The following is a 16669-nucleotide window of genomic DNA, read 5'->3' on the forward strand; positions in this document are numbered from 1 at the left end:
TTTTTATTTTGAGAAAAAGAGGAGTGACCAGTGATGGCAGATGTAGTTAAAATTACTTTCCCTGATGGAGCTGTGAAGGAGTTTCCAAAAGGCGTAACAACTGAAGAAATCGCAGCTTCTATTAGCCCAGGCTTAAAGAAAAAAGCTGTAGCTGGAAAATTAAAAGATGAGATGATCGATCTTGTTACACCAATCGAAGAAGATGGTGCAGTTTCTATCATTACATTAGATTCTGAAGATGGCCTATATATTTTACGCCATTCAACAGCCCACCTTTTAGCACAAGCGTTAAAACGTTTATATAAAGATGTTAAGGTTGAGCTTGGCATTGGTCCAGTAATTGAAAATGGCTTCTACTACGATATTGATATGGAAGAAGCAATTACAGTTGAAGACTTCAAGAAAATCGAAAAAGAAATGCAAAAAATCGTGAACGAGAACTTAGAAATCGTTCGTCATGAAGTACCACGTGCAGAAGCAATTCGTCGCTTTGAAGAAATCGGCGATGAGTTAAAATTAGATTTAATTAACGATCTTCCAGAAGATGCAGTTATTTCAATCTATGAGCAAGGCGAATTCTTCGACCTTTGTCGTGGTGTTCACCTTCCATCTACAGGGAAAATTAAAGTGTTTAAATTATTAAGCGTTGCAGGTGCTTACTGGCGCGGCGATAGCAATAATAAAATGCTACAACGTATTTACGGTACTGCATTCGTTAAGAAAGCAGAATTAGATGAGCACTTACGTATGCTTGAAGAAGCGAAAGAGCGCGATCACCGTAAATTAGGTAAAGAATTAAAACTATTTACTAATAGCCAAAAAGTAGGACAAGGTTTACCACTTTGGTTACCAAAAGGTGCAACAATCCGCCGCATTATCGAGCGTTACATCGTTGATAAAGAAGCAAGCTTAGGCTATGATCACGTATATACTCCAGTACTAGGGAGCAGAGAGCTTTATGAAACTTCTGGTCACTGGAACCACTACCGTGATGGCATGTTCCCATCAATGGAAATGGATAACGAAGAATTAGTTCTTCGTCCAATGAACTGTCCTCATCATATGATGGTTTATAAAAATGATATTCACAGCTACCGTGAATTACCAATCCGTATTGCAGAACTTGGAACAATGCACCGTTATGAAATGTCAGGTGCGTTATCTGGATTACAACGTGTACGCGGAATGACTTTAAACGATGCGCACATTTTCGTTCGTCCAGATCAAATTAAAGAAGAGTTAAAACGTGTTGTAAACTTAACTCTAGAAGTGTACAAAGATTTCGGTTTAGAGAACTACTCATTCCGTCTATCTTACCGCGACCCAGCAGATACTAAAAAGTATTATGCGGATGATGAGATGTGGGAAAAAGCACAAGGTATGTTAAAAGAAGCTATGGATGAAATGGGTCTTGATTACTATGAAGCTGAAGGTGAAGCGGCATTCTACGGTCCAAAACTTGATGTTCAAGTTCGTACTGCTCTTGGAAAAGACGAAACACTTTCAACTGTACAATTAGACTTCTTACTTCCAGAACGCTTTGAATTATCATACGTTGGTGAAGACGGTAAACAACATCGTCCAGTTGTAATTCACCGTGGTGTTGTATCAACTATGGAACGTTTTGTTGCCTTCTTAATTGAAGAATACAAAGGTGCATTCCCAACATGGTTAGCTCCAGTTCAAGTACAAGTAATTCCAGTTTCTCCGCAAGTACATTTAGACTATGCGAAGAAAGTACAAGACGAATTGCGTCGTGCTGGTATCCGTGTTGAATTAGACACTCGTGAAGAGAAGATCGGTTACAAAATCCGTGAAGCACAAATGCAAAAAATTCCGTACATGCTTGTAGTAGGTGACAATGAAGTAACTGAAAACGGCGTAAACGTACGTAAATATGGTGAACAAAAATCAGAAACAATCGCATTAGATGCTTTTGTTGACATGATTAAAGTAGAAGGAAAACGATAAGAAAAAGCCGCGGTATACCGCGGCTTTTTTATGTAATATACTCGAGAGAAATTAGAAAAAATAACCATGTAACACTTATCATAAAAAAGTATTGCAAGTATGTTAGTTGTTTGTTACAATATTTCTTGTTGTTAGTAAAACACATCGCGTCTTCTTGACAGACGTCATGTCCTATGATAAACTCATCAAGGATAATAGAATATTGTTTTGTGGAACAAGTAGAAGCACCCGCTTCTCACCTGATGGACGCATTCGCAGTTAACAGGTAAATGTATTTCTTACTTAAGATTTTACAAGTGTGGGTGTCGTATGCCCGCACTTTTTTTGTTCGGGTTCTATGACTACAAAATATGTTCTGAGAAAACCTTGGAGGTGGCTTACTATTAGCAAGGATATGATGATTAACGAGCAAATTCGTGCACGTGAAGTACGTTTAGTTGGCGCAAATGGCGATCAACTTGGAATCAAGTCTCGTAATGACGCTTTAGACTTAGCTGCAAATCTTAATCTTGATTTAGTATTAGTTGCTCCAAATGCGAAACCGCCAGTATGCCGCATTATGGACTACGGTAAATTCCGCTTTGAGCAACAGAAGAAAGAAAAAGAGCAGCGCAAAAATCAAAAAGTAATTAGCATGAAAGAAGTTCGTTTAAGTCCAACAATTGATGAACACGACTTTAACACAAAACTTCGTAATGCTATCAAGTTTTTAGAGAAAGGCGACAAGGTTAAAGCGTCAATTCGCTTTAAAGGACGTGCCATTACTCATAAAGAAATCGGTCAACGTGTTTTAGATCGCTTCTCAGAAGCTTGTGCTGAAGTTAGTACAGTTGAATCTAAGCCTAAAATGGAAGGACGCAGTATGTTCTTAGTTTTAGCACCGAAAAACGATAAGTAATAGATAGAGGAGGAAATACCTATGCCTAAACAAAAAACTCATCGCGGCGCTGCAAAGCGTTTCAAAAAGACTGGATCAGGTAAACTGAAACGTTCTCACGCTTACACAAGCCATTTATTCGCTAACAAATCTACAAAAGCTAAACGTAAACTACGTAAAGCTGGTGTAGTAAGCGCTGGTGACTTCAAACGCATTCGTCAAATGCTTGACAACTTAAAATAAGTTCGGCTGATATATAGAACAATTAGGAGGTAATATTATGCCAAGAGTAAAAGGTGGTACAGTTACTCGTCAACGTCGTAAAAAAGTAATTAAATTAGCAAAAGGTTACTACGGTTCAAAAAATACATTATTCAAGGTTGCTAACCAACAGGTTATGAAATCTCTAATGTATGCATTCCGTGACCGCCGTCAAAAGAAACGTGACTTCCGTAAATTATGGATTACACGTATCAACGCAGCAGCTCGTATGAATGGTCTTTCTTACAGCCGCTTAATGCACGGTCTTAAAAATGCTGGCATCGAAGTTAACCGCAAGATGCTTGCTGACTTAGCTGTTCATGACGAAAAAGCTTTCGCTGAATTAGCAACAGTTGCAAAAAACAACATTAACTAATTAATTAGTTGAAACCTTAGAAGAATTTTCTTCTAAGGTTTTTTATTTGTATTCAAATAGAAGTTAGAAGTGAAAGAAATTCTAAAGATTAACGACTATGTCGTTATCAATATGACAAAATCAATATAAAAGTTATAGCAGTATAGAAGAATATACATATGAAGTCAGGAGAATACTCCTGGCTTTTTTTAATTCTGCTCTTTTGGAAAGAAGAGTATCTTTCCTAGCCGAAACGACACTGCTATAATGGAAAGATGATATGGAACTTTCATCAGATGAACAATTTAAGAGCGATGACTGAAACGTATTTGTAAATTAAGGACAAGCTATTTTATAAAGAGGTAGATAGCTGACTTATTCATAAGAACTGAAACATAATAATGAACTTTGAGATGAAACAACATTGTTGCGTAAAATGCGATGTTGGAGGAGGACAATAGAATGGACTTACTACAACTATTTAAATTACAAAAAGAATTAGATGACCGTATTGCAAAAGAACATGACTTACAACCGAAAAAATTGTTAAAAGAAAAAATGTTAGCTCTTCTTGTAGAAATTGGAGAACTTGCAAATGAAACACGTTGTTTTAAATATTGGAGCAACAAACCAGCTTCGGAGCGTGAAGTGATATTAGAAGAGTACGTAGATGGTTTGCATTTTATTTTATCAATCGGAATTGATTTAGGTATTGATAAAAACTTCCTATTCTATAAATGTGCACAAACGAATAAAACACAAGTGGAAATTTTCTTAGACACATATGCGAAAGTAATTCGTTTTACAGATCAACCATCTATTACAAACTATATTGAATTATTTACGAGCTATCTTCGACTTGGACAAGCACTTGAATTTGAGCAAGAAGAGATTGAAAAAGCATATTTAGATAAAAATGAAGTAAATCATCAGCGTCAAACACAAGGATACTAATTTAATTTTTGAATATTTCAATTTAATTATTGTATAATAAATTGACTGAAGAAAAAGGAGGGTGTTGGCAATGACAAAATTAGACGCGACATTGACAATGCTAAAAGAATTAACAGATGCACGTGGTATTGCCGGTAACGAGCGTGAACCACGTGAAGTAATGAAGAAATATATCGAGCCGTTTGCGGACGAACTTTCTACTGATAATTTAGGGAGTTTAGTTGCGAAAAAAGTAGGGGAAGAAAACGGTCCGAAAATTATGGTTGCAGGTCATTTAGATGAAGTTGGATTTATGATTACACAAATCGATGACAAAGGTTTCCTTCGCTTCCAAACGGTTGGTGGCTGGTGGTCACAAGTTATGCTTGCGCAGCGCGTGACGATTGTAACGCGTAAAGGAGATGTAACAGGTGTAATTGGTTCAAAACCACCGCACATTTTACCTCCAGAAGCTCGTAAAAAGCCAGTTGAAATTAAAGACATGTTCATCGATATCGGTGCTTCTAGCCAAGAAGAAGCAATGGAGTGGGGCGTACGACCAGGAGATCAAGTTGTACCTTACTTTGAATTCCAAGTGATGAAGAATGAAAAAATGTTACTTGCAAAAGCATGGGATAACCGAATCGGTTGTGCAATTGCAATTGACGTATTAAAACAATTAAAAGATGAAAAGCATCCAAACGTTGTATACGGCGTTGGAACTGTACAAGAAGAAGTTGGTCTTCGTGGCGCAAAAACATCTGCGAATTATATTAAACCAGATATCGCGTTCGCAGTAGATGTTGGTATCGCTGGAGATACACCGGGTGTAACGTCAAAAGAAGCGCAAAGTAAAATGGGCGATGGACCACAAATCATTTTATATGATGCTTCTGTTATTGGACATACAGGTTTACGTGATTTCGTAGTTGATGTTGCTGATGAATTACAAATCCCGTATCAATATGATTCAGTAGCGGGCGGAGGAACGGATGCGGGTGCGATTCACATTGCTGTAAATGGTATTCCTTCTATGGCAATTACAATTGCAACGCGCTATATCCATTCTCATGCGGCAATGTTACACCGTGATGATTATGAAAATGCAGTAAAGTTAATTGTAGAAGTTATTAAACGTCTTGATAAAGAGGCTGTACATAACATTACATTTAATTAATAGAAAAAGCGAAGGACATTCTCCTTCGCTTTTTTATGTTTTAAAAAGGCCGTTCTAATCCCGCTGCAGTATGAGCACCTAAAATAATTAAACGAGTTAATTGCATCGCCATAAAATGCGGGGTATATATCATCCCTCTTTTTAGCCATGACATAATCATCCCTAGATGGGCACCAGTAACATAACTAATGAGAATATCGCGTGGAACCATTAGTTTTTCATCGTTAGGTTGTGAAATAGAGAGGCTTAATGTTAAATGCGTTTGAATTGCTTTCATCATCTTATACGTATAGTTTCCGGCCGCTTTATCACCAAGCATGACGTTATAGAAGTTAGTGTTTTCTGCAATATGTTCGAACAAGGCCAAAAAACTTGGATGTGGCGAATCAAATGTTAGTTGGAAATCTTCTTTATTTCTATTTCTTGGTTTAATTACTTCAGTTAGCTTTTCTAACATTTCTTCAATGCTTTTGTCTAGTAAGTCATATTTATCGTGGTAATGGCTATAAAATGTAGCGCGGTTTACAGGAGCGCGTTCTGCAATATGTTGAACAGTTACATTTTCAAAACCTTTTTCGCCTACTAAAGCGACAAAAGCATCCTGTATGAGTTGTCTCGTCCGTTTTACACGTGGATCATTTTTATTTTTAATAGACATTTTTATTTCCCCTCGTTTAATTTTCTATACTTAAACAACATATTGGTATTATATTGTTGTTTAACCGACATTTCATACATAAATTGTCGGTTGTAGATTCAAAATAATTATTTATAATTATAAACGATAGTCCTTCAGAAATCAGCACCGCTCGCAGGTAGATAAATTTCGATTTACGCTGCAAATGGTGTGATTTTTTTGTTAAAAGGTTAATATAATTAACAATTAAACAATCTAAACAATAAGGACATAAATAGTTTAGAAAAAAATTATATGCGATATAAGGAGAGGAATGCAATGAATCAGTTTCGAAGAATGGTAATTATCAACATTATCACATTAATTGTACTAGTTGGCGGCGGTATTGGCGGTTATTACTATTACAACCAAACGGAAAATTACTTAAAAACAGACAATGCAAAGATTGATGGGAAGGTAATTCCGGTTGCTTCACCAGTAGCAGGTAAACTAACTGACTGGAAAGCTGAAGTAGGAAAAAATTATAATGAGAACGATAAACTAGGTACTGTTACTGTAGCGGCAGCTAATGGAGAACAAACAGTAGATGTAACAATTCCACAAAATGCAACGGTTGTACAATCAAACGCAACAACAAATGCTTTCGTTGGAGCTGGTAGCCCGATTGCTTACGCATTCGATATGAACAATTTATGGGTAACAGCAAACATTGAAGAAACAGATGTTGATGATGTTCAAAAAGGTCAAGATGTAGATGTGTATGTAGATGCATACCCAGATACAACGTTAACAGGAAAAGTAGAACAAGTTGGCTTAACAACAGCGAATACATTCTCTATGTTGCCATCAAGCAACGCAACAGCGAACTATACGAAAGTAACACAAGTAGTACCAGTTAAAATTTCTTTAGATCATAGCAAATCAGTAAATATTGTTCCTGGCATGAATGTGACAGTTCGTATTCATAAGTAAGGGGGAGATGAGATGTCCTCAATTGTAATTGCAGGATATGCACTATTTTGTATAATCGTCTTCTTCCTTGTAAATCGTCTTTTACGAAAGAAAAAAACGAAAATGGGAGAAGAACAAGTCCCAGCCGTAAGTAAAATAGAAATAAGTAAAGTTGAAACAGAAGAGAAAGAAATTGAACGAAAGCAAGAATCGGAAATTTCTAATGTAGTTGAGTTAGAAACAGGAAAGCAAGAAGAAGTAAAACAAGAAAAAGAAGTGCAGAAAAAACAAATTTCTACGCCTGTAGAGAATGTGAACGTAAAAGCAGTTGTAGCTGTATTAATTCTCGGCATGTTCGTTTCTATTTTAAACCAAACAATTATTAACGTTGCATTACCTCCGTTAATGAATGAATTTAACGTATCAACTTCAACAGCACAATGGTTAATTACAGGCTTCATGCTTGTAAATGGTATTTTAGTACCGATTAGTGCCTTTTTAGTTTCACGATTTACGTATCGTAAATTATTCGTAGCAGCAATGTTATTCTTTACGGTAGGATCTATCATTTGTGCTACTTCCGGAAACTTTACGATGATGATGACGGGCCGTGTTATTCAAGCGGTTGGTGCGGGTATTTTAATGCCGGTTGGTATGAATATCTTCATGACATTATTCCCGCCTCATAAGCGCGGAGCAGCGATGGGGTTACTAGGTGTAGCGATGATTTTAGCTCCAGCTATCGGACCGACTGTAACAGGTTGGGTAATTGAAAATTACAGCTGGAACTTAATGTTCTATGCGATGTTTATTATCGGTTTAATTATTACGTTCCTATCTTTAAAATTCTTTACACTAGCTCAGCCAGTGTCTAAAACAAAATTAGATGTATTTGGTGTTGTTAGTTCAAGTATTGGGCTAGGAAGTTTGCTGTACGGATTTAGTGAGGCTGGAAATAATAGTTGGACTAGTGCAGAAGTTGTTATTTCACTTATCATTGGTGTAATTGGTTTAGCGTTATTTATTTGGAGAGAGTTAACAACGGACAATAAAATGCTTGATTTACAAGTATTTAAATATCCAGTATTTACTTTCACTTTAGTAATTAACGCAATCGTTACGATGGCATTATTCGGAGGTATGTTATTGCTTCCAGTATATCTGCAAAACATTCGTGGCTTTACGCCAATTGAATCTGGTTTACTACTTCTTCCAGGTTCATTAATTATGGGGATCATGGGACCAGTAGCGGGTAAATTATTCGATAAATATGGCATCCGTCCATTAGCGATAATTGGATTGGCAATTACGACGTATGCGACATATGAATTTACAAAATTATCGATGGATACACCGTATAGCGTTATTATGACGGATTATATTATACGTTCAATTGGTATGTCATTCATTATGATGCCAATTATGACGGCTGGTATGAACGCGCTGCCTATGAAATTAATTTCTCACGGTACAGCAACGCAAAATACGTCAAGACAAGTAGCGGGTTCAATCGGAACAGCGATTTTAATTACACTTATGACGCAACAAACGACTGCTCACGTAGCAGATTACGGCAACATGTTAACAACATCAAACCCAATTTTAGTTGATAAAATACACGGCATGGGGCAAAGTTTAGCGGCCTTAGCTGGATCAGCTCAAGCAGGAGACGCGATGAGCACACAACTATTATATGGACAAATTTCAAAGCTATCTGCAATTAACGGTATTAACGATGCCTTCTTAATTGCAACGATACTCGCAGGGATTGCTTGGGTGTTATCGTTCTTCTTACCATCAGGCAATAAACCAAATAGAAAAGCAGGGAATTAAATTCCCTGCTTTTTTGTGTTCTTTATGCAGTTAAATATAAAAGCTGGTAACCAGCTACGGAGCACAGCCCTGTTATAAACAAAATTGTTCCCATAGCACGAATACTTGATATTTGTCTGCCGCTTATAATAGCTAATAGTCCAGCTAAAGAGAAGAGACCCCAATATAAAGTTCCTGAAATTGGAATCATCCCCTCTAAATCTATTCCAGAACCTATACAAACGATAGGAACAACGATAAGCGATATGCTAATGAAACCAGCTATAATGGTAAGTGATTTACGACATTTAATACCAAAAATAATTAAAAAAATGCCAACGATGAATTCGCATACCATTAAAGTAAGAGCTAAAATCATCCAAGTTAATATTCCGAACACTTCTGTGTTACCTCCGATTTGTGAGTTTCAAAAAATATTATATATAGTATGAATCACCCACAGTCATGAGTAACCAGAAGATAACTCCTAATATACCAGCGATAAAAATAATGAATCCCATATTACGGATACTTTTAATCTTTGCTTGTAATCCACTTAATCCAGCTAATAATCCAGTTAAAGAAAATAGGGTCCAGTAAAGAGCAGTTGGAATGGGGAAGATTGTATCCATATTAATTCCTATACTTAAAAAAACAAAAGGTAGTGTGACAAAGGATAGGCTAAGTAGCCCCATTAAACCAACGAGTAATTTCCGATATTTAATTCCTGTTACTATTAAAAAAATACCACCAGCAATCCCGCATAGTAAGAGAAGTGGCGTGAAAAGCATCCAAATAACACTGAACATATGTAAACTCCTTTATATGAATTAAGTTATATTTTACTACATGAGGTTTATTTTGGATATTATTAATAAATATGTATAAATTGATAGAGATGAGAAGTGATCATACGAATTAATAAAAGAGGTATCGTGAGGATACCTCTTTCTAATTCAAGAATGCCAACAAATTATTCATAATATGAAATAACATAGCTGGAATAATGGATTTTGTTTTTTTACATAAAATAGCCATTAATAATCCCATGAAGAAAGTAATGACCATTACGCCAAGTGAGTATGTATGAGCGATACCGAAGAAGAAGCTTGTTATAATCGCTGCAATCCAAAATGGAAAGCGTTCTGAGAAAAAGCGAAGTATAAAGCCACGGAAAATAAGCTCTTCAAAAATTGGTGTGAGTATTGCAAAGCCCAGAAGTAATAATATTTGATACTGCTTAAAGACATCTAAGTTTAGTGCGGAAGATTGCTGCTTTGTTGCGTCTTGGAATACATAATTTAACAAGATGTAATTGAGTAAAATGTTTATAGCGAAGAAAAGAAGTAAGTATACGTATGTACGCCATTCTCTCAGTGCTTTAAAGTTAAATGATTGTAGTAGTAATTTTTTTGCGGGTTCGAATTTAAAAATGAAGAATAACAACACGGCTAGCTGTAATACAATACTTGCAGTATTTACGATAGATTCATACAGGGCAATTTGTTTTTTATCTGTAAGACCGGCTGTATAAATTGTTAAGGGCATTGCGAGGAACACAGTAATAAGTCCGGTTCCGAAAAAAGCGAATACAACGGAGCTAATAAATTGTCCCCATGACATAGAGTATTTCTGTTCATTAGAAAGTTGTGTAGCGGGTTGCATATGTAGAATCACCTCTTTATATTTGTATATTTAATTATAAGGCATTTTGTTTTCAGGCGTAATATTTAAATATTACATATAAAGGTGTATTTTCCATAAAATAATAAAAGAGGTATCACCCTGTAGTGATGCCTCTTTCTCATTGATAACTATGTTCTGTCTTGTTATTCAATTTTGCCTGCTCTATTTGCAATTCACGCTCTACCAATCGATCTAATTGCTGAATTGCTTTAAGTGCTTTTTCATAAGAAATTGTTCGATAATGATGCGCTCCGCCCGGTTCTTCATCTGCTTCGTCTGCCCATTTAATAATATTTTGAAGAGATGTTCTTTCAATTTCTTGTTCCACTAAGAAAGAATCTGTATGAAGAAGAATTGCAATAGAAATTTCTTTTGCTAGTTTTGGATGTTCTCCTAATCTAATAAGTAATTTATGTGCTCTTTCAGCACCTTTAATTGCATGGATATCATTCTTTTTATATAAGTCATAATCCCATTCGCCGCCTGTGTACCACGTATGATGTCCGATATCATGAAGGAAGCCAGCTTTTGTGGCAGCATCGACTGAGGCGTGATGCTTTTTGGCTAGGTGAAACGCATGGTAAGCGACAGCGATCGCGTGGACCATTCCAGAACGGTTTACGTATTTTTGTGTAATGTGGTGTTTAAAAATTTGTTCAAGCGTAATACGGTGCATAAAACATTCACTCCTTTTATCTTATGGTGTATATGAAGAAAAATCGATCGGTTTAAATGTATTTTGAACATTGTACTCCATCATAGTTCGTTAGTAAAGTAGAAATGTTTAGGAGAAGAAAAAATTTTTCCGAAAAAAAATCACCTTAGCTTATGCAAAGGTGATTTTCAAATTGCTTATTTTTTTAATCCTTGCTCTAGTGTTTCTAACATTTCGTGCTTTTCATTTTCATCAGCGTTTTTCCAAATGACTTCAAATAAAACGCCAAGACCTGGAAGCATTTTTTCTTCACCGCTTTGAATTGCATCGACGATTGTTTCTTGTAATTGATCTTGTGAATTTCCAGATACATTCGCTAATACAGCACCGCGTAAATTAAAACTCATTGCTTTCACCTCTTCTTCAGAATTGAAACTGACGTTAGTTTTTGTTCTTTTTTATGTAAATATGTATGAAAAATAGGCTATAATGATAAGACAAGAAGAGAGGGAAATACATATTATGAAAAACATTGATTCAGTACAAAATCCGCGTGTAAAGCAGTGGAAAAAGCTGCAAACGAAAAAAGAACGCGATAAAAAAGGTTTATTTTTTGTAGAAGGATTCCACTTAGTCGAGGAAGCTTTGAAGGCAGGAATTGTAACAGAACTTATCGTTTCAGATCAGACAGACCTTCCGAAAGATTGGACAGTTAATGATGTGGAAATGTATATCGTACCTGAGGCGATTGTCAAAATACTTCGTGAAACAGAAACGACACAAGGTGTATTTGCTGTTTGTGAGAAGCATGAGAAAGAAGTAGCTCTTACTGATGGGAAATTCCTTTTATTAGATGGCCTGCAAGACCCAGGTAATTTAGGAACAATTATTCGTACAGCTGATGCAGCTGGTATTCACGCCGTTGTGCTTGGAGAAGGTTGTGTTGATGTTTACAATAGTAAAGTACTCCGCTCTACACAAGGCTCTATTTTCCACTTACCAATTGTAAAAGGGAACTTAGAAGAATGGGTAGACAAGTTAAAAGAAAACAACGTTCCTGTATATGGAACAGCTCTTGAAAATGGAGTTCCGTATGGTGAAGTAACGCCGGCTGGCAGTTTTGCATTAATTGTAGGAAATGAAGGAAATGGCGTACGCCAAGAAATTCTTGCAAAAACGGATCAAAACTTGTATATTCCGATTTACGGCGGGGCAGAATCATTAAATGTTGCGGTTGCAGCAGGGATTTTAACGTATTATTTGCAAAGCCCGGTTGCGAACAAATAAAAAACTTCTTATAATAAGTTGAAGTACATTATATTAAAAGTTAAATAACGAAAAACGTTGATAGAGAAGAGTAACTTACAAAATCGCCATATAGGGAGAGAGTGCCGTAGACTGAAAGCATTCTTATGGTAGACGAAAGTGAATTCACCTCTGGAGTTGACGCCAGGACCATGTATATGTAAAGGCGTTCCGGTCAGAATTGATCGTTATAACTAATGAGTGGGCAGACTTGTTCTGTCAATTTAGGGTGGTACCGCGAATTTACCTCGTCCCTTTTTGGGAGCGAGGTTTTTTTATTTTTAAAATTAGGAGGGTTCCAAAATGGAAGCACGTTTAAAAGAGCTAAAGCAAAAAGCGTTAGAGCTTATTGAAGAAGCGAAAGAGCTAAAGGGCTTAAACGACGTACGCGTAGCGTATTTAGGAAAAAAAGGCCCAATTACAGAAGTATTACGCGGCATGGGAAAATTGTCAGCAGAAGAGCGTCCACGTATGGGAGCATTAGTAAATGAAGTGCGTGAAGCGATTCAAACGCGTTTAGATGACAAAATTAGTAACTTAGAAAAAGCAGTAATCGAAGCGAAATTAGCTACTGAAACAATCGATGTTACACTGCCAGGTCGTCCTGTTGAAACAGGTTGTCACCATCCGTTAACAGCTGTTGTTGAGCAAATTGAAGATGTATTCATCGGTATGGGTTATGAAGTAGCTGAAGGAACAGAAGTAGAAAAAGACTACTACAACTTCGAAGCACTAAACTTACCGAAAGATCACCCAGCGCGTGATATGCAAGATACATTCTACATTACAGAAGAAACGTTACTACGTACACATACATCTTCTGTGCAAGCACGTACGATGGAAAATAATAAAGAAAAAGGCCCAATCAAAATTATTTGTCCTGGTAAAGTGTATCGCCGTGATGACGACGATGCGACGCATTCACATCAGTTCATGCAAATTGAAGGTCTTGTAATTGATAAAAACATTCGTATGAGTGACTTAAAAGGTACACTGCAAGTATTCGTGAAAAAGATGTTCGGTGAAGATCGTGAAATCCGTCTTCGTCCAAGTTTCTTCCCATTCACAGAGCCATCTGTAGAGATGGATATTTCTTGTATGATGTGTCATGGCAAAGGTTGCGGCACTTGTAAAGGAACTGGCTGGATTGAAATTCTAGGCGCAGGTATGGTTCACCCGAACGTACTTGAAATGGCTGGTTATGATTCAAAAGAATATCAAGGTTTCGCATTCGGTATGGGCGCAGAGCGTATCGCAATGTTGAAATACGGAGTAGATGACATTCGTCATTTCTATACAAATGATGTACGTTTCTTACAACAATTCAAACGAGCGTAAGGGAAGGAGAGGATAAATATGTTCGTATCATATCGTTGGTTACAAGAGTATGTAGATATTAAAGATGTAACAGCACAAGAACTAGCAGACAAAATCACGAAAAGTGGTATTGAAGTAGAAGGCGTTGAAGTATTAAATAAAGGTGTAAAAGGTGTTGTAGTTGGTCACGTATTAGAATGTGAAAAACACCCAGAAGCTGATAAATTAAGCAAATGCTTAATCGATATCGGTGAAGAAGAGCCAGTTCAAATTATTTGTGGAGCTGCTAACATTGCAAAAGGTTTAAAAGTACCAGTTGCAAAAGTTGGTGCTGTACTTCCTGGTAACTTCAAAATTAAAAAAGCAAAACTACGTGGTGAAGCTTCTCACGGTATGGTTTGTGCTCTTCAAGAGCTTGGCATTGATGGAAAGTTAGTTTCAAAAGAATATGCAGATGGTATCTTCATCTTCCCAAGTGACGCTGAAGTTGGTGCAGATGCACTTGAAATTTTAAACTTACACGATGAAGTACTTGAGCTTGGTTTAACACCAAACCGTGCAGATTGCCTAAACATGTTAGGTGTTGCATATGAAGTAGCTGCTATTTATGGCCGCGAAGTAAAACTTCCAGCTATCGACTTACAAGAAACAGCAGAAAAAACTTCTGATTATATTTCTGTAAGTGTAGAAGCGAAAGAAGAAAACCCGTTATACATTGCAAAAATGGTTAAAAACGTAAAGATTGGTCCATCACCAATGTGGATGCAAACTCGTCTTATGGCAGCTGGCATTCGTCCAATTAGCAACGTAGTTGATATTACAAACTACATTTTAATGGAATACGGTCAACCGTTACATGCATTCGATTACGATAAATTAGGTTCAAAAGAAATCGTTGTTCGTCTTGCAAAAGAAGGCGAAAAAATTGAAACGTTAGATGATCAAGAGCGTACATTACAAAGCCACCATCTTGTAATTACAAACGGCACGAAAGCTTTAGCTGTTGCTGGTGTAATGGGCGGGGCGGATTCTGAAGTTACAAATGAGACAGTAAACGTTCTAATTGAGTCTGCATACTTTGCAGGTCAAACAGTACGTCGTACATCAAAAGACTTAGGTCTTCGTAGTGAATCAAGTGCACGTTTCGAAAAAGGAATCGATCCAACACGTACATTTGAAGCAATTCAACACGCAGCTGCTTTAATGGCGAAATATGCTGGCGGTGAAGCACTTGAAGGTGTAGTAGAAGCTGACAACTTACAAGTACAAGAGCGTACAGTATCTGTTACTGCTGAAAAAGTAAACCGTGTATTAGGTACAAATATTTCTGCGAGTGAAATGGGTACAATGTTCACAAACTTGAAATTCCCATTTACAGAAGTAGAAGGAACATTCCATGTAAATGTACCAGCACGTCGTCCTGATATTACAATTTCAGAAGACTTAGTAGAAGAAGTGGGCCGTCTATACGGTTATGACCACATTCCAGTTACATTACCTTCTGGAACGATGACTCGTGGTAAATTAACATCAGCACAAACGAAACGTCGTAAAGTACGCCGCTTCTTAGAGGGTGCTGGTTTATATGAAGCAATTACGTATTCATTAACAAGCGCTGACAAAGCGAAACAATATATGGTTGAGCCAAACGAAAAGGCGCCTGTAGGTCTTGCACTTCCAATGAGTGAAGAACGTAGCCAACTTCGTTTAAGCTTAGTACCGCAATTACTAGAAGCAGTTTCATACAATGTCGCTCGTAAAAACGACAGCGTTGCTTTATACGAAGTAGGTTCTATCTTCTTACCGACAGAAGAAGGAGAACTTCCGAAAGAAGAACAACATCTTGCAGGTGTTATGACAGGTCTTGCTCTTCACCATGCATGGCAAGGTGAGAAGAAAGTAGTAGACTTCTTCGTTGTGAAAGGTGTACTAGAAGGACTATTCGACGTGCTTGGCGTTTCAAATCAAATCACATATGCACCAGCAAAACGTGAAGGTATGCACCCAGGCCGTACAGCTGACATCGTATTAGATGGCGAAGTAATTGGTTTCATCGGTCAATTGCACCCAGAAGCAGAAAAACAATTAGATGTGAAAAATACATTCGTATTTGAATTATCTCTTGTAAAAGTATTCGGTGCAGACGCTGAGGAAACTTACTACTCAGCAATTCCACGTTTCCCATCTATGACACGTGACATGGCTGTTGTAGTAACAAAAGAAACAAAAGCTGGTGAAATGAAGCAAGTCATTGCTGAAGCTGGCGGAGAACTTCTGAAAGACGTAACACTATTCGACTTATACGAAGGTGAAAAAATGGAAGAAGGCAAGAAATCACTTGCATTCTCTATGACTTACTTCGATGCAGAACGTACATTAACAGACGAAGAAGTAACAGAAGCACATAACCGTGTACTAACAACGGTAGAAGAGAAATTCGGTGCGGAGTTACGTAAGTAATTAGAAAATTGCCGGATTCATTCCGGCAATTTTTTTATTGGATTGGTTGTCGGACACTGTCGGTAAGTCGATATATTACAAAAATCGCTCATATATTTTCCGACACCTTGCATCTTTCTCTCGAATGTAGTACATTAATTTTAGTTTAACAAAATGAAAGACGATGATAAGGAAAAGTAGTATATACTATAATCCAAAGCGAGTCAGGGACGGTGAGAGCCTGATGAGGCGGTATATGTGAAGAACACCTTGGAGTTGCTAACCGAAATTGA

Annotated in this window: 17 protein-coding genes and 3 other annotated features (1 of these 20 running past the window's edge); of the genes, 11 read left to right on the plus strand and 6 right to left on the minus strand. The window is 37.1% G+C overall.

Annotated elements, in window-relative coordinates:
• Nucleotides 1-33 precede the first annotated feature (33 nt).
• The 6 genes from thrS (at nucleotide 34) to ES895_RS01165 (ending at nucleotide 5574) form a co-directional block, all read left to right on the plus strand.
• Complete coding sequence (thrS, locus tag ES895_RS01140) at nucleotides 34-1971, plus strand: threonine--tRNA ligase (RefSeq protein ID WP_135238135.1); 1938 nt, start codon at nucleotides 34-36, stop codon at nucleotides 1969-1971.
• Between the two features lie 210 nt (nucleotides 1972-2181).
• Nucleotides 2182-2302: a sequence feature (ribosomal protein L20 leader region), on the plus strand.
• Between the two features lie 63 nt (nucleotides 2303-2365).
• Nucleotides 2366-2869: a translation initiation factor IF-3 gene (gene infC / locus ES895_RS01145; protein ID WP_000973215.1), complete on the plus strand. Its 504-nt coding sequence runs from the start codon at nucleotides 2366-2368 to the stop codon at nucleotides 2867-2869.
• A gap of 21 nt (nucleotides 2870-2890) precedes the next feature.
• Nucleotides 2891-3091, plus strand: a complete 201-nt coding sequence (gene rpmI, locus ES895_RS01150; RefSeq protein ID WP_001125945.1) for a 50S ribosomal protein L35 — start codon at nucleotides 2891-2893, stop codon at nucleotides 3089-3091.
• A gap of 37 nt (nucleotides 3092-3128) precedes the next feature.
• Nucleotides 3129-3485: a 50S ribosomal protein L20 gene (gene rplT, locus ES895_RS01155; protein WP_001138362.1), complete on the plus strand. Its 357-nt coding sequence runs from the start codon at nucleotides 3129-3131 to the stop codon at nucleotides 3483-3485.
• Nucleotides 3486-3926: 441 nt separating this feature from the next.
• On the plus strand, nucleotides 3927-4418 hold the full coding sequence (locus ES895_RS01160) for a dUTP diphosphatase (RefSeq protein ID WP_000365050.1): 492 nt from the start codon (nucleotides 3927-3929) through the stop codon (nucleotides 4416-4418).
• Nucleotides 4419-4488: 70 nt separating this feature from the next.
• Nucleotides 4489-5574, plus strand: a complete 1086-nt coding sequence (locus ES895_RS01165; protein WP_000163555.1) for a M42 family metallopeptidase — start codon at nucleotides 4489-4491, stop codon at nucleotides 5572-5574.
• Between the two features lie 40 nt (nucleotides 5575-5614).
• Here the strand turns inward: ES895_RS01165 and ES895_RS01170 are convergent, their stop codons facing one another.
• On the minus strand, nucleotides 5615-6232 hold the full coding sequence (locus tag ES895_RS01170; protein WP_135238136.1) for a TetR/AcrR family transcriptional regulator: 618 nt from the start codon (nucleotides 6230-6232) through the stop codon (nucleotides 5615-5617).
• A 297-nt stretch (nucleotides 6233-6529) separates the two neighbouring features.
• Here ES895_RS01170 and ES895_RS01175 point away from each other — a divergent pair, with 297 nt between their 5' ends.
• Together ES895_RS01175 and ES895_RS01180 are read left to right on the plus strand one after the other, a co-directional pair.
• On the plus strand, nucleotides 6530-7183 hold the full coding sequence (locus ES895_RS01175; RefSeq protein WP_001071419.1) for an HlyD family secretion protein: 654 nt from the start codon (nucleotides 6530-6532) through the stop codon (nucleotides 7181-7183).
• A gap of 12 nt (nucleotides 7184-7195) precedes the next feature.
• The gene (locus ES895_RS01180) at nucleotides 7196-8995 is read left to right on the plus strand and encodes a DHA2 family efflux MFS transporter permease subunit (protein WP_000095274.1); all 1800 of its coding nucleotides are present in this window, start codon (nucleotides 7196-7198) and stop codon (nucleotides 8993-8995) included.
• 22 nt (nucleotides 8996-9017) lie between these two features.
• Here ES895_RS01180 and ES895_RS01185 read toward each other — a convergent pair whose 3' ends face one another.
• The 5 genes from ES895_RS01185 to sspI all read right to left on the minus strand — a co-directional run bounded on the left by ES895_RS01185 (nucleotide 9018) and on the right by sspI (nucleotide 11722).
• Nucleotides 9018-9374, minus strand: coding sequence for an ammonia permease (locus tag ES895_RS01185; protein WP_065222750.1), 357 nt, complete (start codon nucleotides 9372-9374; stop codon nucleotides 9018-9020).
• 37 nt (nucleotides 9375-9411) lie between these two features.
• Nucleotides 9412-9783, minus strand: a complete 372-nt coding sequence (locus tag ES895_RS01190) for a DNA-binding protein (RefSeq protein WP_070179522.1) — start codon at nucleotides 9781-9783, stop codon at nucleotides 9412-9414.
• A gap of 142 nt (nucleotides 9784-9925) precedes the next feature.
• Entirely contained in the window at nucleotides 9926-10639 is a 714-nt protein-coding gene (locus ES895_RS01195; RefSeq protein WP_001182122.1) for a CPBP family intramembrane glutamic endopeptidase, read from the minus strand.
• A gap of 139 nt (nucleotides 10640-10778) precedes the next feature.
• Nucleotides 10779-11336 carry an HD domain-containing protein gene (locus ES895_RS01200; protein ID WP_000554786.1) on the minus strand — a complete coding sequence of 186 codons (558 nt, stop codon included), beginning with the start codon at nucleotides 11334-11336 and terminating at the stop codon, nucleotides 10779-10781.
• A 176-nt stretch (nucleotides 11337-11512) separates the two neighbouring features.
• Nucleotides 11513-11722 carry a small acid-soluble spore protein SspI gene (gene sspI, locus ES895_RS01205; protein ID WP_000009509.1) on the minus strand — a complete coding sequence of 70 codons (210 nt, stop codon included), beginning with the start codon at nucleotides 11720-11722 and terminating at the stop codon, nucleotides 11513-11515.
• A gap of 82 nt (nucleotides 11723-11804) precedes the next feature.
• Here sspI and ES895_RS01210 point away from each other — a divergent pair, with 82 nt between their 5' ends.
• The 3 genes from ES895_RS01210 to pheT all read left to right on the plus strand — a co-directional run bounded on the left by ES895_RS01210 (nucleotide 11805) and on the right by pheT (nucleotide 16397).
• Nucleotides 11805-12602 carry a TrmH family RNA methyltransferase gene (locus ES895_RS01210; protein ID WP_001986644.1) on the plus strand — a complete coding sequence of 266 codons (798 nt, stop codon included), beginning with the start codon at nucleotides 11805-11807 and terminating at the stop codon, nucleotides 12600-12602.
• 48 nt (nucleotides 12603-12650) lie between these two features.
• Nucleotides 12651-12879: a binding site (T-box leader), on the plus strand.
• A 44-nt stretch (nucleotides 12880-12923) separates the two neighbouring features.
• Nucleotides 12924-13958: a phenylalanine--tRNA ligase subunit alpha gene (pheS, locus tag ES895_RS01215; protein WP_000388219.1), complete on the plus strand. Its 1035-nt coding sequence runs from the start codon at nucleotides 12924-12926 to the stop codon at nucleotides 13956-13958.
• A gap of 18 nt (nucleotides 13959-13976) precedes the next feature.
• Entirely contained in the window at nucleotides 13977-16397 is a 2421-nt protein-coding gene (pheT, locus tag ES895_RS01220) for a phenylalanine--tRNA ligase subunit beta (protein WP_000498191.1), read from the plus strand.
• 154 nt (nucleotides 16398-16551) lie between these two features.
• Nucleotides 16552-16669 (plus strand) — a binding site (T-box leader); it runs 134 nt beyond the window's last position.

Origin of the sequence: Bacillus sp. 007/AIA-02/001 (assembly GCF_004634455.1) — a bacterium.
GTDB lineage: Bacteria > Bacillota > Bacilli > Bacillales > Bacillaceae_G > Bacillus_A > Bacillus_A cereus.

Bases quoted from the DNA above. Each gene is read 5' to 3' on its own strand.
- ES895_RS01195 (WP_001182122.1), bottom strand. From the start codon at position 10,639: ATGCAACCCGCTACACAACTTTCTAATGAACAGAAATACTCTATGTCA.
- ES895_RS01165 (WP_000163555.1), top strand. From the start codon at position 4,489: ATGACAAAATTAGACGCGACATTGACAATGCTAAAAGAATTAACAGAT.
- ES895_RS01175 (WP_001071419.1), top strand. From the start codon at position 6,530: ATGAATCAGTTTCGAAGAATGGTAATTATCAACATTATCACATTAATT.
- ES895_RS01200 (WP_000554786.1), bottom strand. From the start codon at position 11,336: ATGCACCGTATTACGCTTGAACAAATTTTTAAACACCACATTACACAA.
- ES895_RS01180 (WP_000095274.1), top strand. From the start codon at position 7,196: ATGTCCTCAATTGTAATTGCAGGATATGCACTATTTTGTATAATCGTC.
- infC (WP_000973215.1), top strand. From the start codon at position 2,366: ATGATGATTAACGAGCAAATTCGTGCACGTGAAGTACGTTTAGTTGGC.
- pheT (WP_000498191.1), top strand. From the start codon at position 13,977: ATGTTCGTATCATATCGTTGGTTACAAGAGTATGTAGATATTAAAGAT.
- pheS (WP_000388219.1), top strand. From the start codon at position 12,924: ATGGAAGCACGTTTAAAAGAGCTAAAGCAAAAAGCGTTAGAGCTTATT.
- ES895_RS01170 (WP_135238136.1), bottom strand. From the start codon at position 6,232: ATGTCTATTAAAAATAAAAATGATCCACGTGTAAAACGGACGAGACAA.
- ES895_RS01190 (WP_070179522.1), bottom strand. From the start codon at position 9,783: ATGTTCAGTGTTATTTGGATGCTTTTCACGCCACTTCTCTTACTATGC.
- ES895_RS01210 (WP_001986644.1), top strand. From the start codon at position 11,805: ATGATAAGACAAGAAGAGAGGGAAATACATATTATGAAAAACATTGAT.
- rplT (WP_001138362.1), top strand. From the start codon at position 3,129: ATGCCAAGAGTAAAAGGTGGTACAGTTACTCGTCAACGTCGTAAAAAA.
- rpmI (WP_001125945.1), top strand. From the start codon at position 2,891: ATGCCTAAACAAAAAACTCATCGCGGCGCTGCAAAGCGTTTCAAAAAG.
- sspI (WP_000009509.1), bottom strand. From the start codon at position 11,722: ATGAGTTTTAATTTACGCGGTGCTGTATTAGCGAATGTATCTGGAAAT.
- ES895_RS01160 (WP_000365050.1), top strand. From the start codon at position 3,927: ATGGACTTACTACAACTATTTAAATTACAAAAAGAATTAGATGACCGT.
- thrS (WP_135238135.1), top strand. From the start codon at position 34: ATGGCAGATGTAGTTAAAATTACTTTCCCTGATGGAGCTGTGAAGGAG.